The following is a 20,028-nucleotide window of genomic DNA, read 5'->3' as shown; positions in this document are numbered from 1 at the left end:
GGTATTTGATGGCTCTTCCTTGGAAGAAGTGTCTTTTATTGCCTATTGGCAAGCCCGCTCGGTTGTTTAGTTTCTGCCCACGCACGCAGTTTTTATTGTATTCATCGCTAGACAATCTTTTTTATGACTAAATACATTTTGATGGTACTAACGGGCGCTGTTAGTTACGGAATTCTGTCTTCTTTTGTTAAGTTGGCCTACGGCTACGGGTATCATTCGGCCGAAATCGCGTTTTTACAAGCCCTGCTCGGGGCGTTGCTTTTGTTAGGCGTATGGGGAGCATCGGGCAAACCCAACGCTTCCCGTTCCCAAATTCCGTTGTTGCTCGTGGCGGGGGCGGCTATTGGAGCGGCTACTTTTTTGTACTACCTATCGGTCAAGTACATTCCCGCCTCTGTCGCTATCGTGTTGTTGATGCAGTTTACGTGGTTTAGTTTATTGCTCGAATGGCTATTTTTCCGCAAACGACCTTTACTTTCCGAAGGCATCATTACGGTTGTTATTTTAGGGGGCAGCGTATTGGCGAGTGGGTTACTCGCGCAAGGGCCGTTTTTGTTGTCGTTGCGCGGTGTTGTTATTGTCCTCTGCGCCTCGGTGGTGTATGCCCTTTACATTGTCATCAACAGCCGTGCCGACAAAGCAACTTCGTGGCAAGCCAAAAGCGCCTGGATGATGATAGGCTCGGCGGTCGCGATATTTTTGATGAACTTCCACAGCCTTGTGTTTGAAAACCACTTCGGCCTAGGTCTGCTCAAATGGGGGGTATTTTTAGCATTTTTCGGTACGGTATTACCCCCTATTCTCTTTGCCATCGGTATGCCCAAAATTGGTGCTTCGACGAGCGGTTTGGTACTTACTGCCGAGCTGCCCGTAGCGGTATTGACGGCACATTTTTTGCTCAAAGAACCCATCACTTTCTCGCAACTAATGGGCATCGCTCTCATGCTAGGCTCCCTGATTGCCTTGAATCGGGTAACTCGTCAAAAGCAGTGAATTCGTTTCCATGGCGTCGGAGACGCTAGGTTGTTTCGCCCCGACGAATGTCGGGGCGAGTGACGTTCGATGGTGCGAGCGTCCCCGCTCGTATCCCTTATTTACAGGCTTCTAGCCTTGCTATTACCAAACTAGGCTAGAAGCCTTGGAATAGTCAGCACAAGCGAAACGCTCGCGCTATCGACAGTTTGCTCATTGAATCACAAATTTAAAAGTTGAACCCTAGTTCAAGTCCAACTTTTTAGCGGGCTAGATTCTTACCGTATAGCACTTCGCCAATCAAACCCAAACCACAATTTAAGTTCGGCAAAATCTTTCGTTCATACATAAGACGAGCGTAAATCAATGTTCCAAATTATGCAATAGGGGAAAAATTAACCCCTATCTGAATCGCAATTCCGTACTTGTGAGGAGCGTACATAAGTCTCAAATTTGCATAAAATAATTTCAGCAAATGGAACAACAATTTGATTTCAACAATGAGTTATCGGGCAAGATTGCCTTGGTAACAGGTGGTACAAAAGGAGCAGGAAGAGCGATTGCAGAAAGGCTTTTGCAAGCTGGGGCAACAGTTATCATTACTGCACGAAACGCACCAGAAAAAGAAAACAGCAATCTGCATTTCATTCCTTCCGATTTAAGCAAGGCAGAAGATGCACAAAAAGTTGTCAGTGAGGTCTTATCGACTTATGGTAGGCTCGATATTCTTGTAAACAACCTTGGTTCTTCAGTAACTCCTGCTGGTGGTTATGCTGTATTAACTGATAAAGATTGGGAATCAACCCTACAAGCTAATTTGCTTGCTCCTGTTCGACTGGACAGAGGATTTTTACCACAAATGATACATCAGAAAAGTGGCGTTATTATTCACATAGCTTCCATTCAAGGTAAACTACCGCTATATGATTCCACATTGCCGTATGCAGCTGCAAAAGCAGGCTTGATAAATTATAGCAAAAGTTTATCAAATGAAGTTACCCCCAAAGGAGTTCGTGTCCTAACTGTTTCGCCAGGATGGATAAATACAACAGCATCGAAAGCTTGGTTGGGCGAAATCGCAAGAAATGCAAATAGTACTGTAGAAGAAGCTCAGCAAAATGTCATGGACGCATTGGGTGGAATACCTTTTGGAAGGCCTGCCGAACCGAAAGAAGTAGCAGAATTCGTTGGCTTTTTGGTTTCACCAAGGGCTAATTATTTAACAGGGACAAATTTTGTAATAGATGGTGGCACAGTGCCAACAATTTAATAATCTTAAAACATTAAACATGAACTTACCGAAAGTAGTAGCAGAATTAGTAAAAACACAAAACAACTTTGATAGCGCTGCTTATTCAAAGTGTTTTACAGAAACAGCCGTAGTTTTTGATGAGGGCAAAACGCACAACGGAAGAAAAGAAATAGAAAATTGGATAGAAAAAGCCAATAAACACTACCAAGCAACGATGAAACCTCTTGAATATTCAGAAATCGAACATACATTGAAAACAGAAGTATCAGGAACTTTTCCTGGCAGTCCGATTACAATGACGTATCATTATGAATTTGAGGATGGATTAATTCAATCGTTGAAAATCGTGTAAACCAATGTGGCAGCCACTAATACACATTTTCGCCCCGACGGCACATCAGGGCGATGAGCTAAAACAAAAATCGGTACTAGGCTTCTAGTACCGATTCGCATTATTTACAACAAATTTAAAAGTTATCGTACAATCGTAAATGCCTTACGGTACAGCTGCCCGTCGGCCAACTTAATGATGTAAAAGTAGGTACCATCGGGGACTTCTTTGCCCGTATCAGTACTTTTCCCTTGCCAATCGTTGCGGTAATCGGCGTTGCTATATACCACTCCTCCGTAACGATTATATACTTCCAAACTTAGCTTAATACCACGTTTGTTGGTAATCACAAACTTGTCGTTGATGCCGTCGGAGTTGGGTGAAAACCCTTCGGGAATCACCAAATCAGGCTCGTCGGTAGGCGTCACAACGCGGTCGGGTACGTTGGCTGTGGGGTCGGTTGTTGAGGAGTTGGGAGGCGTTGTTGTTGTCGTGCCGCCTCCTGCGGTGTTATTGTTGTTTGGCGGCGTAGTCGTTGTCACGTTTGGACACGCTTCCGACAGGGCTGCCAACGAGCCGTTGGAGAACTGCCCTGCACTTACTTCCTTCAAGTCATAGCCACTGGTTGTCGTCAACACCTGCGACAAACCTGATTTGGGAAAGGTTTGAGGCGTGTACCACGTCAATTGTGAAGTAGAAGCGGTGGTGGTGTTAACAATATCAAACTGAATGGTGGCAATCGTGGTCCAATCCGTCGTCAAGCGTTGGGGGCTTTTTCCCGTACCTGTGTAAAACAAATTCAACGAAACCAAGCCTTTGCTCTGGCCTTCGGTCGAGCCGTTGAGGTTTTGGGGGCCGTATTCTTGGCCATTGTCGGCTTCGCTACTGAATCGGTATTGTTTTTTTAGTATGGGGTTTTTGAGGATACGGTTATCGTAGCTAAAACGAAAGTTGGCATCTCCCATGTTAAAATTATCGTTCATTGACACCGCGCGAACATCAACATCCACTTGGGCAATTTTGGCGTTACAGTCGATTTTACTTACTCTAAGGCGGGCATTGAACATGGTTTGGGCGTTTCCTTGACTCCACAGCCCGACGAAGAGAAGGAATAATAAGGTTATTTTTTTCATGATTCCAGTCGTTTTACGGAGAAACAACACGTTCGCCCCACCAAAGCAGGGCGAACGCATTTTTCTGAATTAGTGAGGAGTACGAGAATAACGTCCGTTGTTTTTCTTCCAAAGTACACTGTCAGAGAAGTTCACATCGGCATCCATGTTGTAGTCTCCTTTTTTGTACTGGTCAAAAATACCACTTTCGAGTTTCCACCTGTTCGAGTCGTTGAAGTTGATGTCAAAGTTTTCAAAGAAATCATCTTTATTGCCATCAGCCGCGTACATCAGCCACTTGTTGGTGGTGGCGTCTTTGATTTGTCCAAACGACGGCGGGTCGGTTGTCACGTAGCTATCTTGTTGGGTAAAATCAAAAGAAATTTTACCCGCTACAATAGGCACTTTTGTGGGAGACATTACCCCGAGGTGATTACGGTGTTCGACCACCACAAACAAGGCCGACGCTGTCGTGTTTATTGTATAACATGGTTGAATAAAGGTAATCGTACCGTCGTCATGCAACAGCCCCGCTCCTTTCCAAACATTGCTTACACTCACAGAATCAGTCCGTAACGACACCAACACCCAGTCAACTACTGTATTTGGATAAATAAATCCACTGGCGTGTCCTTCGGTTCCTGTATAGTTCCAAGGCACATCGTTGTACGGTTGCCCTTTTGGCGTTGCCACCGCAAAATCGCCGATTGGCGTTTGGCCAGGTAGCAATCCACGTTGGTTGAGCGTCGTTTCCATCTTACTTGTACTTGGGTTAAAAGGGCCTTCAAGAAGTACCTTCAACTCCATTGTCAAACAAGCTGGGGGGAAGTTTGACGGAATAATCGTCACGGGGACTTCTACCGTTACGCACAAATTACCCTGGTCGCAGATCGTTAAACAAACCTTGTCATTTCCCGTTTGGCCTGCCTGAGGCGTGTATGTCAAACATACCTCGTGGCTACTGTTGTTGACCGACAAACCTGACACGCTGCCTTTCAAAGGTACATTACACTGCGTTACGGTGTGCGTGTCGCCGCTGTTAGGGTCACTAATCGGGCCACATATCGACACAGGGACACCCTCCTTCGTCACGATTGGCGGTAAGGACACAATCGGTGGTTGGGGGATGGTCGGTACCTGAACCCGTGGATACACCGTAATTGGAATACTCACCGTGTCACACAGAGACGGACTGCCATTATCGCACACAATCACACAAATAGAATCACGTCCAAAATAACCCGATGAAGGCGTATAAGTGATGCACAACTGCCCACCGACGGTGGTTATTGGGTTCGCCGTACCGTGTTTGGGTGCACCGCAGACGATGAAGCTATTGGTTCCCAATCCATTCGGGTCCAATATCGGCATACACGTCGTTGTTGTACTGTCCTGTACCGTGATAATGGGCGTCACTACCACCACTGGCGGCTGGTTCGTTGGTGAAGTCGGTATCTCGGGCACAATCGTGATAGGAACTCGGACGGTATCACACAAGCCGCCCTGATCACACACAACCAAACATACATTATCCACTCCCGTTTGGCCTACATTAGGCGTGTAAGTAATACAGAGTTTCCCCGTCTGATTGTTTACCGTCTGAACCGTCGTCCCTTTGCTGGCTGCGCCACATACCGTTACCGTATGCGTGTCTCCAACGTTCGGGTCGTTGATTTCCCCACAGACCGTCTTGGCTACCCCTGGCTTCGTTACAATAGGCGGAACTACAACAACGGGTGGGTAATTAGCTGGTGGGAAGTTGGACGGAATAATCGTCACGGGGACTTCTACGGTCACGCACAAATTACCTTGGTCGCAAATCGTTAAACAAACCTTGTCATTCCCAGTTTGGCCTGCCTGAGGCGTGTATGTCAAACATACCTCGTGGCTACTGTTGTTGACCGACAAACCTGATACGCTGCCTTTCAAGGGTACATTACACTGCGTTACGGTGTGCGTGTCGCCGCCGTTAGGGTCACTAATCGGCCCACATATCGACACAGGTACACCTTCCTTCGTCACGATTGGCGGTAAGGACACAATCGGTGCTTGGGGGATGGTGGGTACCTGAACCCGTGGATACACCGTAATTGGAATACTCACCGTGTCACACAGAGACGGACTGCCATTGTCGCACACAATCACACAAATAGAATCCCGTCCAAAATAACCCGATGAAGGGGTATAGGTGATGCACAACTGCCCACCGACGGTGGTTATTGGATTCGCCGTACCGTGTTTGGGTGCACCGCAGACGATGAAGCTATTGGTTCCCAATCCATTCGGGTCCAATATCGGCATACACGTCGTTGTTGTACTGTCTTGTACCGTGATAATGGGCGTCACTACCACCACAGGAGGCTGATTCGTTGGTGAAGTCGGTATCTCGGGCACAATCGTGATAGGAACTCGGACGGTATCACACAAGCCGCCCTGATCACACACAACCAAACATACATTATCCACTCCCGTTTGGCCTACATTAGGCGTGTAAGTAATACAGAGTTTTCCCGTCTGATTGTTTACCGTCTGAACAGTCGTCCCTTTGCTGGCTGCGCCACATACCGTTACCGTATGTGTGTCTCCAACGTTCGGGTCATTGATTTCCCCGCAGACCGTCTTGGGTACCCCTGGCTTCGTTACAATAGGCGGAACTACAACAACAGGTGGGTAGTTTATCACGCAACTGGTGCTCGCCACCACAATCACACTTGCACTACTAAAACATAAAGCCACGGGATCATAAAAAGCTACGTAAAACGTACCTGCCCCTGCAGTAGTTATGGCGCTAGCCGTCAACCTATTGACACTACTTGCTGGAAGCGCGCTGTGGAAGGTAACAATCGTTCCAAATGGCTTGGCCGTCGAATCTACAAATGCCCGTAAATCAACCGTTGTGATAGGGCAAGAATTTGTAGCCACCCGAAGCGGCGACGCTTGACTGTAACACGTTCCAAAATTATACACACCATAATACACCCCTGGGACTGCTACTGCCGTCTGGGTATTGGTCATTAGGTTGGCTGCTGAAACAGGAAAGCCATTGTGCCATTCAAAAGTAGCCCCTGCTGGCGGTGCCGCCGTGGGCTGATGGGTAGTAAGATCCACCGTTGGCGTTTGGGCATATCCTATAGATATACCCAAAAACCAAACAATGCTCATTACCCAACCTATAAAGATTCTATTGGTTCTCATATCCAAAGTTCGTTATGTTGAGTAATGATGATTTATTTCAATTGTGGTCCTACCTGCACTGCCGAACAGTTGTCAAGTGTCCAGACATCCGCAATAATCTTTTTAGGAGTAATCGTCAATAAATCAGCAGTACATGTTGTCAAAGAGCCAATGGTGAAGTTCAACGTACCAAGCGCTGTTCCGTCATAGCGAATAGGAATGTGCAATGTCTGAACTCCCGTATTCGTGGCACATGCTTGTGTAACACCGTTTGCGAGTGTTATGCCCGAACCACTCACTGTCAATGGCGTAAAACATCCCGCAGTGGTCACATTGACCGTCACCACCAACGTATGCTGACTTGGCGTACCTGCAACTGGGGCTGGATAAATAAGGGTTTTTGGGCAATCTATCGTACCTGCAGGCCCTGCGGAAGTCACTATTACGGTGTAAGTGACAGTTGTGCAAAACCCAATCGGGCTAGTACTATCACATACTTTGACACAGAAATAGTACGTACCTGGCGTAGCTGGCGCGGTGTATGAGTATGCACCTGTCGTGCTATTAATGGTCAAATTACTAGCTAGAGGTAGCGGGTTTGCTCCAACTGGTGCGGTGCAGCCAGGGTCGGAAGCGCCATTTGAATAGGTATATGGCGGAAGTCCTCCTTGTGGTTGTAACTCAGTAGCTGCATTTCCAGTCTTGACTTCTCCCGTCACGGCCGTTTGTACTGCTGGTAAAGTCACACATGGCAACGAAAGGGTGACCGTGACCCCAACCGCTGGCGCAGGGCTATAACAATTGTTGATGGCATCATAGCAAACAGGATAATACACGCCACCTACACCCACCGTTCCTGGTAGAAGTACTTTTGTGGAGGCCGATAAGCCCGTGTTTGTGGTATGCCATTCCAAAAGTGAACCTATTGGACACGTGCTTGTCACCAAACCTGTCAAACTTACGGTTGGCAGTGGACATATATTGGTAATTGCCGTTGCTGATAACGTAGGAGCTACCGAACCTGCCGCACAAACACAAGCGTTTATTGACACGGTCACTGAGTCGGCCCTGAAGCTAAAACAGCCCGTGTTTTTGTCGAAATACAAAGCGTAATATTTACCCGCAGTAGTTACCGCCGTTGCATTTGTCAGTGTATCACCTGCTGAAGTTGGAATTTTTGAAGTACTCCAAACCAAATGCGTACCACTTGGTACAGTACCTGTATTTGTCAACGCATTCAAATTGACCGTTACATTAGGACAGGTATTGGCTGCCGTCGTCGCTGTGATTACAGGAGGCAAAGAACCTGCGGCAGTAGCACCCCTCATGATAAGCTTGAATACTTTGGTATTACCAATATCTAACGAAGCCAAGTTACCTACAGTAATTCGCACTTCATCAAAGGTTTGTGTGGTGGTAAATCCAACAATTTGACGTGATGCGCTTAACAGTTCAAGTGAAATTAAGTTTCCTCCGCTCGTTTCTCTAAGCACACCATTCAAGTAGGTCGAAACAGTCGCGGCATTTACGAGGTTTACCCCAATCAACGACGCATTTTCAATATCAAAACCTACAAACTCACCTGCGGCGTGTACTGTAGCACCATCTTTAATCGAAATCGAGCCGTTGGCTAAAACTCCTGCCGTCAGAATAATTTCAGCAAAGTTTGCACTCGAATTATCGACCACATTCGTTGCATCATTTACAGCACAAAGCAAACAGGCGACTCCTGAAATACCCGTGCGACTTCCACTAATCACCGCAGGATACGTTGGTTGTACAAAGTCCGTTATTGTCGTACAGGTCAATGCAGGTCCAGCGCAAAACTTCTGGAATACCGCCCCATAGACCCTTGTTACGCTCAAAACACCTAGTAAGTTACTAATCTCAATCTTCACTTCATCAAAGGCTGCTGTTGTAACAATACCTACCAACTGCTCACCTGTACCTGTCAACAACGCCGAATTTAACGACAACAACGTACCTATGCTCGACGTCTCTTGCAACGTCCCGTTCAAGTATGTCTTTATCGTAATCCCTGACAATAAATTCGCCCCAATCAAACCTGGGTTTGAAATGTTAAACCCTGCAAATGTTCCTGCTGGATAATCTGTCAATTGGTCTTTAACCGCCAATGAACCTACACTACCCGCCGACACTGCCATTGTGATGGTCGCGTAATCCGTCGTGCTTGCGCTTATCGCATTCGCAGCGTCAGTCACCGAACAACCTAGACATGCAATACCTGAGATGCCTGTATTAGCTCCACTTATTGAAGTCGGATAAACGGGATTGTTCATCGAAGTTTGAGTGTTACAAACCAATGCAGGGCCTGCGCAATAACTTTGGAATACCGCGCCATAGACTCTTGTTACGCTCAAAACACCTAGCAAGTTACTAATCTCAATCTTCACCTCATCAAAGGCCGCTGTTGTAACAATACCTACCAACTGCTCACCTGTGCCTGTCAACAACGCCGAATTTAACGACAACAACGTACCTGTGCTCGACGTCTCTTGCAACGTCCCGTTCAAGTATGTCTTTATCGTGATGCCTGACAACAAATTCGCCCCAATCAAACCTGGGTTTGAAATGTTAAACCCTGCAAATGTTCCTGCTGGATAATCTGTCAACTGGTCTTTAACTGCCAATGAACCTACACTTCCCGCCGACACCGCCATGGTGATAGTTGCATAATCCGTGGTATTCGAGCTCACCGCATTGGCGGCGTCAGTCACCGAACAACCTAAGCACGCGATGCCAGAAATACCAGTATTCGCACCGCTTATTGAGGTTGGGAAAACTGGATTGTTCATCGGTGTTTGGGTGTTACAAACCAATGCAGGTCCAGCGCAATAACTTTGGAACACCGCACCATAGACTCTTGTTACGCTCAAAACACCTAGCAAGTTACTAATCTCAATCTTCACCTCATCAAAGGCCGCTGTTGTAACAATACCTACCAACTGCTCACCTGTGCCTGTCAACAACGCCGAATTTAACGACAACAACGTACCTGTGCTCGACGTCTCTTGCAACGTCCCGTTCAAGTATGTCTTTATCGTAATCCCTGACAACAAATTCGCCCCAATCAAACCTGGGTTTGAGATATTAAACCCTGCAAATGTTCCTGCTGGATAATCTGTCAATTGGTCTTTAACCGCCAATGAACCCACACTACCCGCCGACACCGCCATTGTGATGGTCGCATAATCCGTCGTGCTTGCGCTTATCGCATTAGCCGCATCAGTCACCGAACAACCTAGACACGCCACACCTGAGATACCCGTATTGGCTCCACTTACTGAGGTCGGGAAAACGGGATTATTCATCGGGGTTTGAGTGTTACAAACCAATGCAGGACCAGCACAATAACGCTGGAATACCGCACCATAGACTCTTGTTACGCTCAAAACACCTAGTAAGTTACTAATCTCAATCTTCACCTCATCAAAGGCTGCAGTTGTAACAATACCTACCAACTGTTCACCTGTGCCTGTCAACAACGCCGAATTTAACGACAACAACGTCCCTGTGCTCGATGTCTCTTGCAACGCCCCATCTAAATACGTCTTTATCGTAATCCCTGACAACAAATTCGCCCCAATCAAACCTGGGTTTGAGATATTAAACCCTGCAAATGTTCCTGCTGGATAATCTGTCAACTGGTCTTTAACCGCCAATGAACCTACACTACCCGCCGACACTGCCATTGTGATAGTCGCATAATCCGCCGTGCTTGCGCTTATCGCATTGGCCGCATCAGTGACCGAACAACCTAGACAGGCCACACCTGAGATACCCGTATTGACACCACTTACTGAGGTCGGGAAAACGGGATTATTCATCGGGGTTTGAGTGTTACAAACCAATGCAGGACCAGCACAATAACGCTGGAATACCGCACCATAGACTCTTGTTACGCTCAAAACACCCAATAAATTGCTAATCTCAATCTTCACCTCATCAAAGGCTGCTGTTGTAACAATACCTACCAACTGCTCACCTGTGCCTGTCAACAACGCCGAATTTAACGACAACAACGTACCTGTGCTCGACGTCTCTTGCAACGCCCCACCCAAGTACGTCTTTATCGTAATGCCTGACAATAAATTCGCCCCAATCAAACCTGGGTTTGAAATGTTGAACCCTGCAAATGTTCCCGCTGGATAATCTGTCAATTGGTCTTTAACCGACAATGAACCCACACTACCCGCTGATACCGCCATCGTGATGGTCGCATAATCCGTCGTGCTTGCGCTTATCGCATTGGCAGCGTCAGTCACCGAACAACCTAGACATGCAATACCTGAGATACCCGTATTGGCTCCACTTACTGAGGTCGGGTAATCGGGGTTATTCATCGGGGTTTGGGTGTTACACGCCAACGCAAGTCCTGCACAATAACGCTGGAACACCGCCCCATAGACCCTTGTTACGCTTAAAACACCCAATAAATTGCTAATCTCAATCTTCACCTCATCAAAGGCCGCTGTCGTAACCATCCCCACCAACTGCTCACCTGTACCTGTCAACAACGCCGAATTTAACGACAGCAACGTCCCTGTGCTCGACGTCTCTTGCAACGCCCCGTTCAAATATGTCTTTATCGTAATGCCTGACAATAAATTCGCCCCAATCAAACCTGGGTTTGAAATGTTGAACCCTGCAAATGTTCCTGCTGGATAATCTGTCAACTGGTCTTTAACCGACAATGAACCCACACTACCCGCTGATACCGCCATTGTGATAGTCGCATAATCCGTCGTGCTTGAGCTCACTGCATTGGCCGCATCAGTCACCGAACAACCTAGACACGCCACACCTGAAATACCTGTATTGACACCACTTATAGCCGTAGGAAAGGCAGGTGTATTCATCGAAGTTTGGGTGTTACAATCCAACGCTGCACCTGCACAAAAGTTCTGAAAAACAGCATCATACACCCTTGTTACACTTAAAACACCCAATAAGTTACTGATTTCAATCTTCACCTCATCAAAAGGAGCCGTCGTCACCATACCTACCAGCTGCTGCCCTGCACCTGTTAATAAGATGGAGTTCAAGGACAACAACGTTCCTGAACCAGACGTCTGTTGCAACGTCCCGTTCAAATATGTTTTTATCGTAATCCCTGACAATAAATCCACCCCAATCAAAGCCGGGTTTGAAATGTTAAACCCTGCAAATGTTCCCGCTGGGTAATCTGTCAATTGATCTTTGACTGCTAATGCCCCCACACTACCCGCCGACACCGCCATCGTAATGGTCGCGTAATCTGTCGTGCTTGCACTTATCGCATTCGAAGCATCCGTTACCGAACAACCAACACATGCGAGACCTGAGATACCCGTATTGGCACCACTTATTAAAGTTGGATGCGTCGGGTTATTCATCGAAGTTTGAGTGTTACAATCCAATGTTGGACCAGCACAAAACTTTTGAATAATAACGTTATAAACACTTGCATTAAACAAAACCCCCAAAAGCGATTCGTACTCAATTCGTACTTCATCAAACGGTTGAGTAGTGACAAAACCTAAAATAGCATGGCCATTACCCGTTAATAGACTAGAGTTGATACCTACCACATCGGTAACCGCATTAAATGTCTCACGAAGTGACCCATTGTTATAGGTATAAATCGTTACTGTAGAAGCGATTGACGCTCCGATAAGCCCCGCCGTACCCACTTCAAACCCTGCAAATGTCCCCGCAGGGTATTCGTCGGCAGCATCGTTATCTTTAACAATAATCCTACCACCACAACCAATACCCGACAATGCAATAGACGCATTGTCGGTCAAGGTACTGTTCACCACTCTATCCTCATTGCTTACAAACGAAACAATCGGCACGCAACCCCCGAAGGTAGTTCCCGTTGCCGCGATGTTTGTAAATGTACCGTTGACCAGCTCTGTTTGGTCATTACAAGGTGCGTTTGCAATTTGCGCTCGGGTCTCTTGGTAGAGAAATACCAGTGCGACGGCGAGCTTTACCCAAAGCCAAAAAAAATGGCTTCGGCTAGTTGTTCCTAGCATAAACGTTTTCATAATTAATAAGAGATTTGATAAGGGGATATAATAGAGATTTCAAAACGGGAAAAAGCAAGCCTTAAATAGGCTTGCCTGCACTCTTGGTTTTCTTGACCACCAGCGGTATGCACAAATTCGGTGGACAACAATCAATTGCTTCGATGATGATAGGACAGCACCCTTCCGCAGGGCAGCTTCCTGCATCGGCACTGATGCTGTATGCTCCTGCCTCCGATAAATTGATGGAATTTCCTGTACCCACTTGCGTCGTTCCCTTAAACCATCGAACGTTGGTGAAGAAGCTTGGCACGGTCACCGTAATTTCTTGATTTGAGCAAAGTTTGATTGGTACACTCACACAAGCATGGGCTATATCGTCTTCGAGTAGTGAGTTATTGTTTGGCGTCGAATCGGGATCGTCTTGGTCTGAGGCCGTCACTTCCGCCCGGTTGAAATGTACGCCTTCTGCCAAAACTTGCGTATTGATTGTTAGCTCTACGCTGTCACCTGGCGCGATGCTTGCAATGCTCCACGTCACCACCTGACCTGCTGGCGTGAGTGCTGGCGAAGAACTAAGCCACTTCAAAGCCACTGGAAGCGAGTCTGTTACCACAACGTTTGTCGCTGAGTCTGGCCCATCGTTTTTGACAGTTAGTTTAAATATGGCCGTACTACCTACAGTTGCTTGAGCAGCCGAAATACGTTTTTTGCTCAATGACAAATCCGCAACTTTTCCTGCACAACGCTGCGCAGGGCAAAGCGTTGCTTTCGTATATTCCACTCCTGTCGCCACATCCGTAAGTGTGTATTGATTGCCGCTAATGTTCACCTCGTTCATCCCTGTTTTAGGGAAATCGGTACTGGTTTGCCAGTTTAAATCAAAACAAGGGTTTGTCAACGCCCCTTTATAATCCATCGAAATACACGAGACGGTCGTCCATGCTTGGGTCACTTGGCGCGCCGTTGGCGTTCCTGTGGGACTATACTTTACATTGAGCGACACCACTCCGCTGGTCGCATTTTCGGTACTTCCTGTCAAATTCTGGGCCGTGTAGCGGTTGTCAGATGCGGGAGCAACAGATGAAAAAGCTTCTTGCGAAACAATTTGTGGGTTTGTTAAAAGGGTTGCGCTGTAATTGAAGCGGTAATTGGCATCTCCCATCAAGAAAGCACTTTCGGCATCCGCAGCGCGTACTTCCACCCGCAACACGACCTTCTTGGTTTCACAATCAAAGCTTTTTACCGATAACCGTACGCCGTATTTGGCCTTACTTGCCTGACAAAACTGATCAGCACACACGGTTAGGTTTTCAAAAACTTTGGCCGAGGCCACATTTTTAGTTGTATAAGCAAAAGGGGTAGCAGCGGTTACAATTACCTCGTTCATACCCGTTCTTGGGAAATCTGTATCTTTCTGCCACGCAAGTGTGTAGCAACCCGTTATGGCAAGGACATCAAACGACAAGCAACTCACCGTTGTCCAGTCGGTTGTTACTTGCCTTGCTCCTGCCCTGCCTGCAAAAATGGTATTTAGAGAAACTATACCATTGGTAGCCCCCGCCGTACTTCCTTCTAAGTTCTGAGATTGGTAGGCAATTTGACTGGCGGGTGCATTTCCTGAGAAATTTTCTTCGCTTACAATCGTGGGGTTGGCCAATTGTTGGGTACTATACCGAAAACGATAATTTGCATCTCCCATTAGGAATGTACTATCGGCGTTATTGGCCTTAACTTGGACTTGCACTACCATTTTTTTGGTAAGGCAATCAAACGATTTGAGGCTCAAACGCACGGCAAAAGAGCCTTTTTGGGCATAGGTCGCAACCGACACCAATAGCAAACCAACGGCTGCCAACAGTCGTACAAATTGTTTCATCGGAAAAGGGGTATTTTTGATAGAAGATATAAACGATAAACAGGTAGTGCTCACACCACGAGCAACCGTTCTGAGGAAGAGTCTAGAAAATAAAACACCTTGTTTCGCAGCTTCCCTGAGCCTTGAAAATGACGAATAATCGTCTGATAGTGATGATTTTGGGACAAAAAGTTCCCTATCACCATTTTTGCAGTATCTTTGCATGGTGTTAACCTGTTTTTGGGGTTCAACCAACGAAGGAGGAGAAAGAAGGCTTGATTACTTTGGTCGGTACTAAGGATTCTTTCCCTCCTGTTTTTGATATTTTTATTGTACTTCTCTGCTACATTGTCATTTTTTTCTTTGAAAAACCTGCTTGTGAACCTCCAAAAAGGGCCTAGCAAATCAGTGTTATTTTTAGTTATCTAGCATCAATTTTGAGGCCAAGCAACCTGCAAAAAAAATGCGCTTTTTTTTTACATAGCCAATTCACACTTTGGCATAGGTTAATTCAAAAAATATACTGATGAATTGAACGATACTTTGTATATTTTTTTTCTTCACCCTTTCCTACCCAAAAAACTACACGAAATGCCAATATCTAATATACCAATACTCCATTTTGGCATATCAACAATCATTTTAAATACCAATAACTACAAACATATACTAATAACTAGCACGCTTTTTGTTATACAAAAACCAACGGCTTTAATCATCCATTTACTGATTAATGGGCTTGCGTATTTACATAAATTTACTTTTCCGTTCGTTATGAATAGTCTGACCCCTGTTATTGCAATTGCTGATATAAACCTTGCGAATCAAGTGAAGGAGTTAGTTATGAAACTTCCTTTTATGCAACCTCCCATTGTGTGTCAATCAGGCACTCAACTGTTGGGCATTCTAAATACCCAAGATGCCAATATCCTTTTTTGGGGGGCTGATTTCACCGACATACCTGGGTTTGATTTGTTTCAACTCCAAACAAACCTTCCCCCCGTTATTGTCGTGAGTCATTCTAAAGAGATGGCCTTAGCAGCCTTTGATGTGGGGGCACTCGACTACTTGGTCTCACCGCTGATTCCGCTGCGCTTTCAAAAAGCTTGTTATCGAGCTCTACAAGTAATGAGCCACGCCAGTAATTTGACGTTAGCGGATAAAATCATGGTAAAAATTGGGCGAAAAATACACGCTATTCTTTTTGATGAAATCTTGTTTATTGAAGCCTATGGCATGTACTCAAAAATCTGCAAACCAAACGGCAAAGTACTGGTAATCAACGATGTAATTACCCGTCTTGAGCACCAGCTACCCGCCAAAATTTTCACTCGGGTGCACAAATCCTACATTGTCAATATTCAGAAGATAACAAGCTTTGATAAGAAAAATCTTTACATCGACGACAAGGCCATTGAGATAGGTGTCACCTACAAACTCCGCCTAAACAGTTGGCTTAAGTTATTGGATAAAGAATAAAAAAGCGGCTTCCAACTTACGAGAAAGTAAGCTGGAAGCCGCCATAATGCTTAGAGCAGGGTATTGAATTTAGGAGAGCCTAAATTGGAGGTATGTTTTGGCCAAAAGTGCCATTTTTTGAAAATCTGGCACCCGAATGCGCTCTTCTTGAATGCGAGATGCCGACGTTTCTTTGATTTTATTGAACAACGTCAAATAATACACATAGGCCAAATAAACCCCCATTCGGGCACTTTTTGGCAGCTGTTGGATGGCAATGTTGGCCGCGTCAAAATCGGCCTGAATGTCAGCTTCGATTTTTCGTTTGGCTTCTTTGGAAAACAAACGAAAATCAACTTCTGGGAAATATATCCGCCCACGATCAACAAAATCGCTTTTCAAATCGCGCAAGAAATTCACTTTCTGAAACGCCGCGCCCAATCTCCTTGCTCCTTCCTTGAGGTGGTCAAACATCTTGCTGTCGCCTTCGCAAAATACCCGCAAACACATCAATCCAACCACTTCTGCCGAGCCATAAATGTATTCGTCATATAAATTTCTATTGTATTCCAAGGGAGCCAAATCCATTTCCATGCTGTGCAAAAACGCATCAATCAAATCACGTTCGATTTGGTACTCATTCACCACCAACTGAAACGCGTGAAGCACGGGATTGAGGCTGATACGCTGCTCGATTGCTTCATACGTGTCATAACGAAATTTGTCCAACAAAAACTTTTTATCGTGGTCATGGAACGTATCCACAATTTCGTCGGCGAAGCGAACAAAACCATAAATGGCGTAGATGGGCAAGTGAAATTTTACATCTAATGTCTTGATACCCAATGTAAAAGAAGTACTGTAGCGCTCCGTGATAAGCTTGCTACATTCCAAGGCTGTCTGATTAAATAACTGTATCATGGAGAATGGTTTGGTTTCTTTATGCTTTCTCAACTTCATCAGCGACCACTAGACCCGAAATCAGCGACGGCGGTACGCCTGGCCCAGGCACGGTGAGTTGTCCTGTATAAAACAAATTAGCCACCTTTTTGTTTTTGAGTGTTGGTTTTAAAAATGCCGTTTGCATCAGTGTATTTGCCAAACCATAGGCATTCCCCTTAAACGCATTGTAATCCGACATAAAATCGCGATGGGCATAGGTACGTTTATAGACCACGTGCGACCGAATGTCTTCCCCAACGTATGTCTCCAAGCGTTCCATCACAACATTGAAATACTGTTCGCGAATTTCTTCCGAATCATCCTTTAAATCAGGCGCTACGGGAATCAACAAAAACAAATTTTCGCAGCCCTCAGGCGCAACAGACGGGTCGGTTTTGGACGGTGCCGATGCGTAAAACAACGGCTTACTGGGCCACTGTGGTTTGGTATATATTTCGTGGGCGTGCTGCTTGAAATCTTCGTCAAAAAACAAGTTGTGGTGCTGTAGTTTTGGGATACGTTTGTTGACCCCTAAATAGTATAGCAACGACGATGGCGCAAGGGTACGTTTATCCCAATACGTATCCGAATAATTGCGGTACTGACCCAGCAGTTTTGTATCAACATGATGATAATCAGCTCCTGCCACCACCACGTCGGCGTCGAACGTACCCGTCTCAGTCACGACTTGTTTGGCTACTCCACCCACTACGTCGATGCGGGTCACGTTTTTGTTGAGCAAGATTTTTACGCCTTTTTCTTCCGCCAACGCCACCATTCCTTTCACAATTTCGTGCATTCCCCCCATCGGATACCACGTCCCCATCGAAATTTCGGCGTAGTTCATCAGGCTGTACATGGCTGGGGTATTTTCGGGGGTTGCTCCCAAAAATAGAATGGGAAATTCCATCAATTGCAGCAACTTTGGATCCGAAAAATACTTACGGATATGCCCAGCAAAAGTCTGAAGCACGTCCATTCGTCCCAAATCATAGAGCAGTTTGAGGCTTACAAACTCCCAAATACTTCGACTTGGCTTCCAAACAAATTTGTTCATGCCCACGTCGTATTTGTACGCGGCTTGTTCCAAAAACGCCTCCAAACGCTGCCCGCTGCCAGGCTCTATTTGCTCAAAAAGTTGTTTTAATTTATCGATTCCCGCAGGAATATCGACGGCCGAAGTGGCATCAAAAATAACGGCATACGAGGGGTCTAGCCGCACAAGTTGGTAGTAATCAGAAGGCTTTTTGCCAAATTTCCCAAAATACGTTTCAAACACGTCGGGCATCCAGTACCAGCTGGGGCCCATGTCAAACGTAAAGCCTTTTTCACGAAAAACCCGTGCCCGTCCACCAGGCACGGAGTTTTTCTCTAAAATAGTTACCTCAAACCCTTTATTGGCAAGGCTAGTGGCAGCCGAAAGCCCCGCAAAGCCTGCTCCTATGACGATTACTTTTTTCAACGTATAAATTGTTCTTCCGTGATGAATGTAGTAACTAAACTCGCAAACCCCATCAACGGTTTTTGAATATACGCAAAAAAGTTAAAAAATTACTGTTTCACCACCGCGCCGTCTTTCATCACAAACGTGACATTTTGAAGCGTTTTGATGTTTTGGAGCGGGTTTTCATCGGTCGCAATAATATCGGCGTATTTTCCTTTGCTAATGCTGCCCATGTTGGCTTCTTCGCCCAAAATCTGCGCGGGTACGATAGTCGCCGACTTGATGGCCTCCATCGGCGGCATTCCCACTTCGGTCATATATTCAAACTCTTTGGCGTTTTTTCCGTGCGCAAACACACCCGCATCGGTTCCAAAAGCAATTTTTACGCCTGCTTTGTAGGCTTTTTCAAACGTTTTCTGAATCAATGGCCCGATTTCCAACGCTTTAGCGCGAACAAACGGGTGGAAATACCCAATGATTTTGGCCGAATCGGCCGCCGAACGCCCAGCAATGATGGTAGGTACGTAATAGGCGCCCGTTTTTTTGAAAATCTCAATGGCCTCATCGTCCATGTACGTTCCGTGTTCGATGGTTGTCACGCCCGCGCGCAATGCCCGCTTCATCCCTTCGGCACCGTGGGCGTGCGCAGCCACGTGAAATCCATAATCTTTGGCCGTAGAAACGATGGCCGACACTTCATCGTCGGTAAACTGAGGTGCTTTTCCACTCTTGGCAATGCTCAACACCCCACCCGTGGCGGTGATTTTGATGCAATCGGCCCCATCTTTGTAGCGTTGGCGCACGGCTTTGCGGCCAGCTTCGGGCGAGTCCACGACGCCATCGGTCATTTTTTCGGGAGCGGTAAAGTGGTTGCCTAAACCGTTGGTAGGGTCCCCGTGGCCACCTGTAGTTGCGAGGGTTTGGCCTGCCGTAAAAATGCGCGGCCCAACGACCAAGCCTTTGTTGATGGCATTGCGCAGTGAAATATTGACGCCGCTTCCACCCAAATCGCGCACGGCCGTGAAGCCCGCCATGAGGTTGATGTAGGCGTACTTTTGGGCTTCAAACGCAATGTCAGCGGGCGTGTAGCTGACGCGTTTGGCAAACTGGTCTCGGCTAGTTTCGCTTTCGATGTGCACGTGCATGTCGGTCAAGCCAGGCAAAACCGTTTTGTTTTTTAAGTCAATCACTTTATCGGTGCCTTGGCCTTTGGTATAGCCTTTTTCCACGGCTGTGATTCGGTTTTTCTCCACCACAATCGTCATTTGGTCTTGGGCTGCATCAGCCAAGCCGTCGATAAGTTTTCCGCAGTGGATGAGGGTACGTTGGGCGTACAATGAAGAGGAAGCAGCGAGCGCCATGGCCCCCGCCAACAGGTAGATTTTTTTCATTGGGATTTGGTCTTTGTTTGAAAAGGCAGCTCAAAGAAAACAAACTATGGCGACATCTCCAC

General features: G+C 46.3%; 11 protein-coding genes. 4 read left to right on the top strand and 7 right to left on the bottom strand.

The annotated features are described in order from the left end of the window. Window positions 1-123 precede the first annotated feature (123 nt). The 3 genes from AC23N5_RS07415 to AC23N5_RS07405 all read left to right on the top strand — a co-directional run bounded on the left by AC23N5_RS07415 (window position 124) and on the right by AC23N5_RS07405 (window position 2,576). Window positions 124-993 (top strand): EamA family transporter, encoded by an 870-nt coding sequence (locus tag AC23N5_RS07415; RefSeq protein ID WP_487755055.1) that lies wholly within the window; start codon window positions 124-126, stop codon window positions 991-993. Between the two features lie 454 nt (window positions 994-1,447). Then, complete coding sequence (locus AC23N5_RS07410; protein ID WP_487755054.1) at window positions 1,448-2,242, top strand: SDR family oxidoreductase; 795 nt, start codon at window positions 1,448-1,450, stop codon at window positions 2,240-2,242. A 19-nt stretch (window positions 2,243-2,261) separates the two neighbouring features. Next, entirely contained in the window at window positions 2,262-2,576 is a 315-nt protein-coding gene (locus AC23N5_RS07405; protein WP_487755053.1) for a nuclear transport factor 2 family protein, read from the top strand. A 122-nt stretch (window positions 2,577-2,698) separates the two neighbouring features. Here the strand turns inward: AC23N5_RS07405 and AC23N5_RS07400 are convergent, their stop codons facing one another. The 4 genes from AC23N5_RS07400 to AC23N5_RS07385 all read right to left on the bottom strand — a co-directional run bounded on the left by AC23N5_RS07400 (window position 2,699) and on the right by AC23N5_RS07385 (window position 14,752). Continuing rightward, a complete protein-coding gene (locus tag AC23N5_RS07400) occupies window positions 2,699-3,688 on the bottom strand; it encodes a T9SS type B sorting domain-containing protein (protein WP_487755052.1) in 990 nt (329 codons plus the stop codon). 69 nt (window positions 3,689-3,757) lie between these two features. Continuing rightward, the gene (locus tag AC23N5_RS07395) at window positions 3,758-6,862 is read right to left on the bottom strand and encodes an Ig-like domain-containing protein (protein ID WP_487755051.1); all 3,105 of its coding nucleotides are present in this window, start codon (window positions 6,860-6,862) and stop codon (window positions 3,758-3,760) included. A 32-nt stretch (window positions 6,863-6,894) separates the two neighbouring features. After that, entirely contained in the window at window positions 6,895-12,894 is a 6,000-nt protein-coding gene (locus AC23N5_RS07390) for a beta strand repeat-containing protein (protein WP_487755050.1), read from the bottom strand. A 61-nt stretch (window positions 12,895-12,955) separates the two neighbouring features. Continuing rightward, window positions 12,956-14,752 carry a DUF11 domain-containing protein gene (locus AC23N5_RS07385; protein ID WP_487755049.1) on the bottom strand — a complete coding sequence of 599 codons (1,797 nt, stop codon included), beginning with the start codon at window positions 14,750-14,752 and terminating at the stop codon, window positions 12,956-12,958. Window positions 14,753-15,589: 837 nt separating this feature from the next. On the opposite strand from AC23N5_RS07385, the gene AC23N5_RS07380 reads away from it, so the two are divergent. Then, a complete protein-coding gene (locus tag AC23N5_RS07380) occupies window positions 15,590-16,210 on the top strand; it encodes a LytR/AlgR family response regulator transcription factor (protein ID WP_487755048.1) in 621 nt (206 codons plus the stop codon). A gap of 69 nt (window positions 16,211-16,279) precedes the next feature. On the opposite strand, the gene AC23N5_RS07375 is transcribed toward AC23N5_RS07380, so the two are convergent. The 3 genes from AC23N5_RS07375 to AC23N5_RS07365 form a co-directional block, all read right to left on the bottom strand. Then, on the bottom strand, window positions 16,280-17,110 hold the full coding sequence (locus AC23N5_RS07375; protein ID WP_183971872.1) for a phytoene/squalene synthase family protein: 831 nt from the start codon (window positions 17,108-17,110) through the stop codon (window positions 16,280-16,282). Between the two features lie 19 nt (window positions 17,111-17,129). After that, window positions 17,130-18,593 (bottom strand): phytoene desaturase family protein, encoded by a 1,464-nt coding sequence (locus tag AC23N5_RS07370; protein WP_487755047.1) that lies wholly within the window; start codon window positions 18,591-18,593, stop codon window positions 17,130-17,132. An 89-nt stretch (window positions 18,594-18,682) separates the two neighbouring features. Next, a complete protein-coding gene (locus tag AC23N5_RS07365) occupies window positions 18,683-19,966 on the bottom strand; it encodes a metal-dependent hydrolase family protein (protein WP_028524399.1) in 1,284 nt (427 codons plus the stop codon). Window positions 19,967-20,028: the final 62 nt, after the last annotated feature.

Source organism: Runella sp. R5_40 (assembly GCF_057652295.1).
The sequence above is the reverse complement of the archived record's forward strand: the minus strand, read 5'-3'. Positions and strand labels throughout refer to the sequence as shown.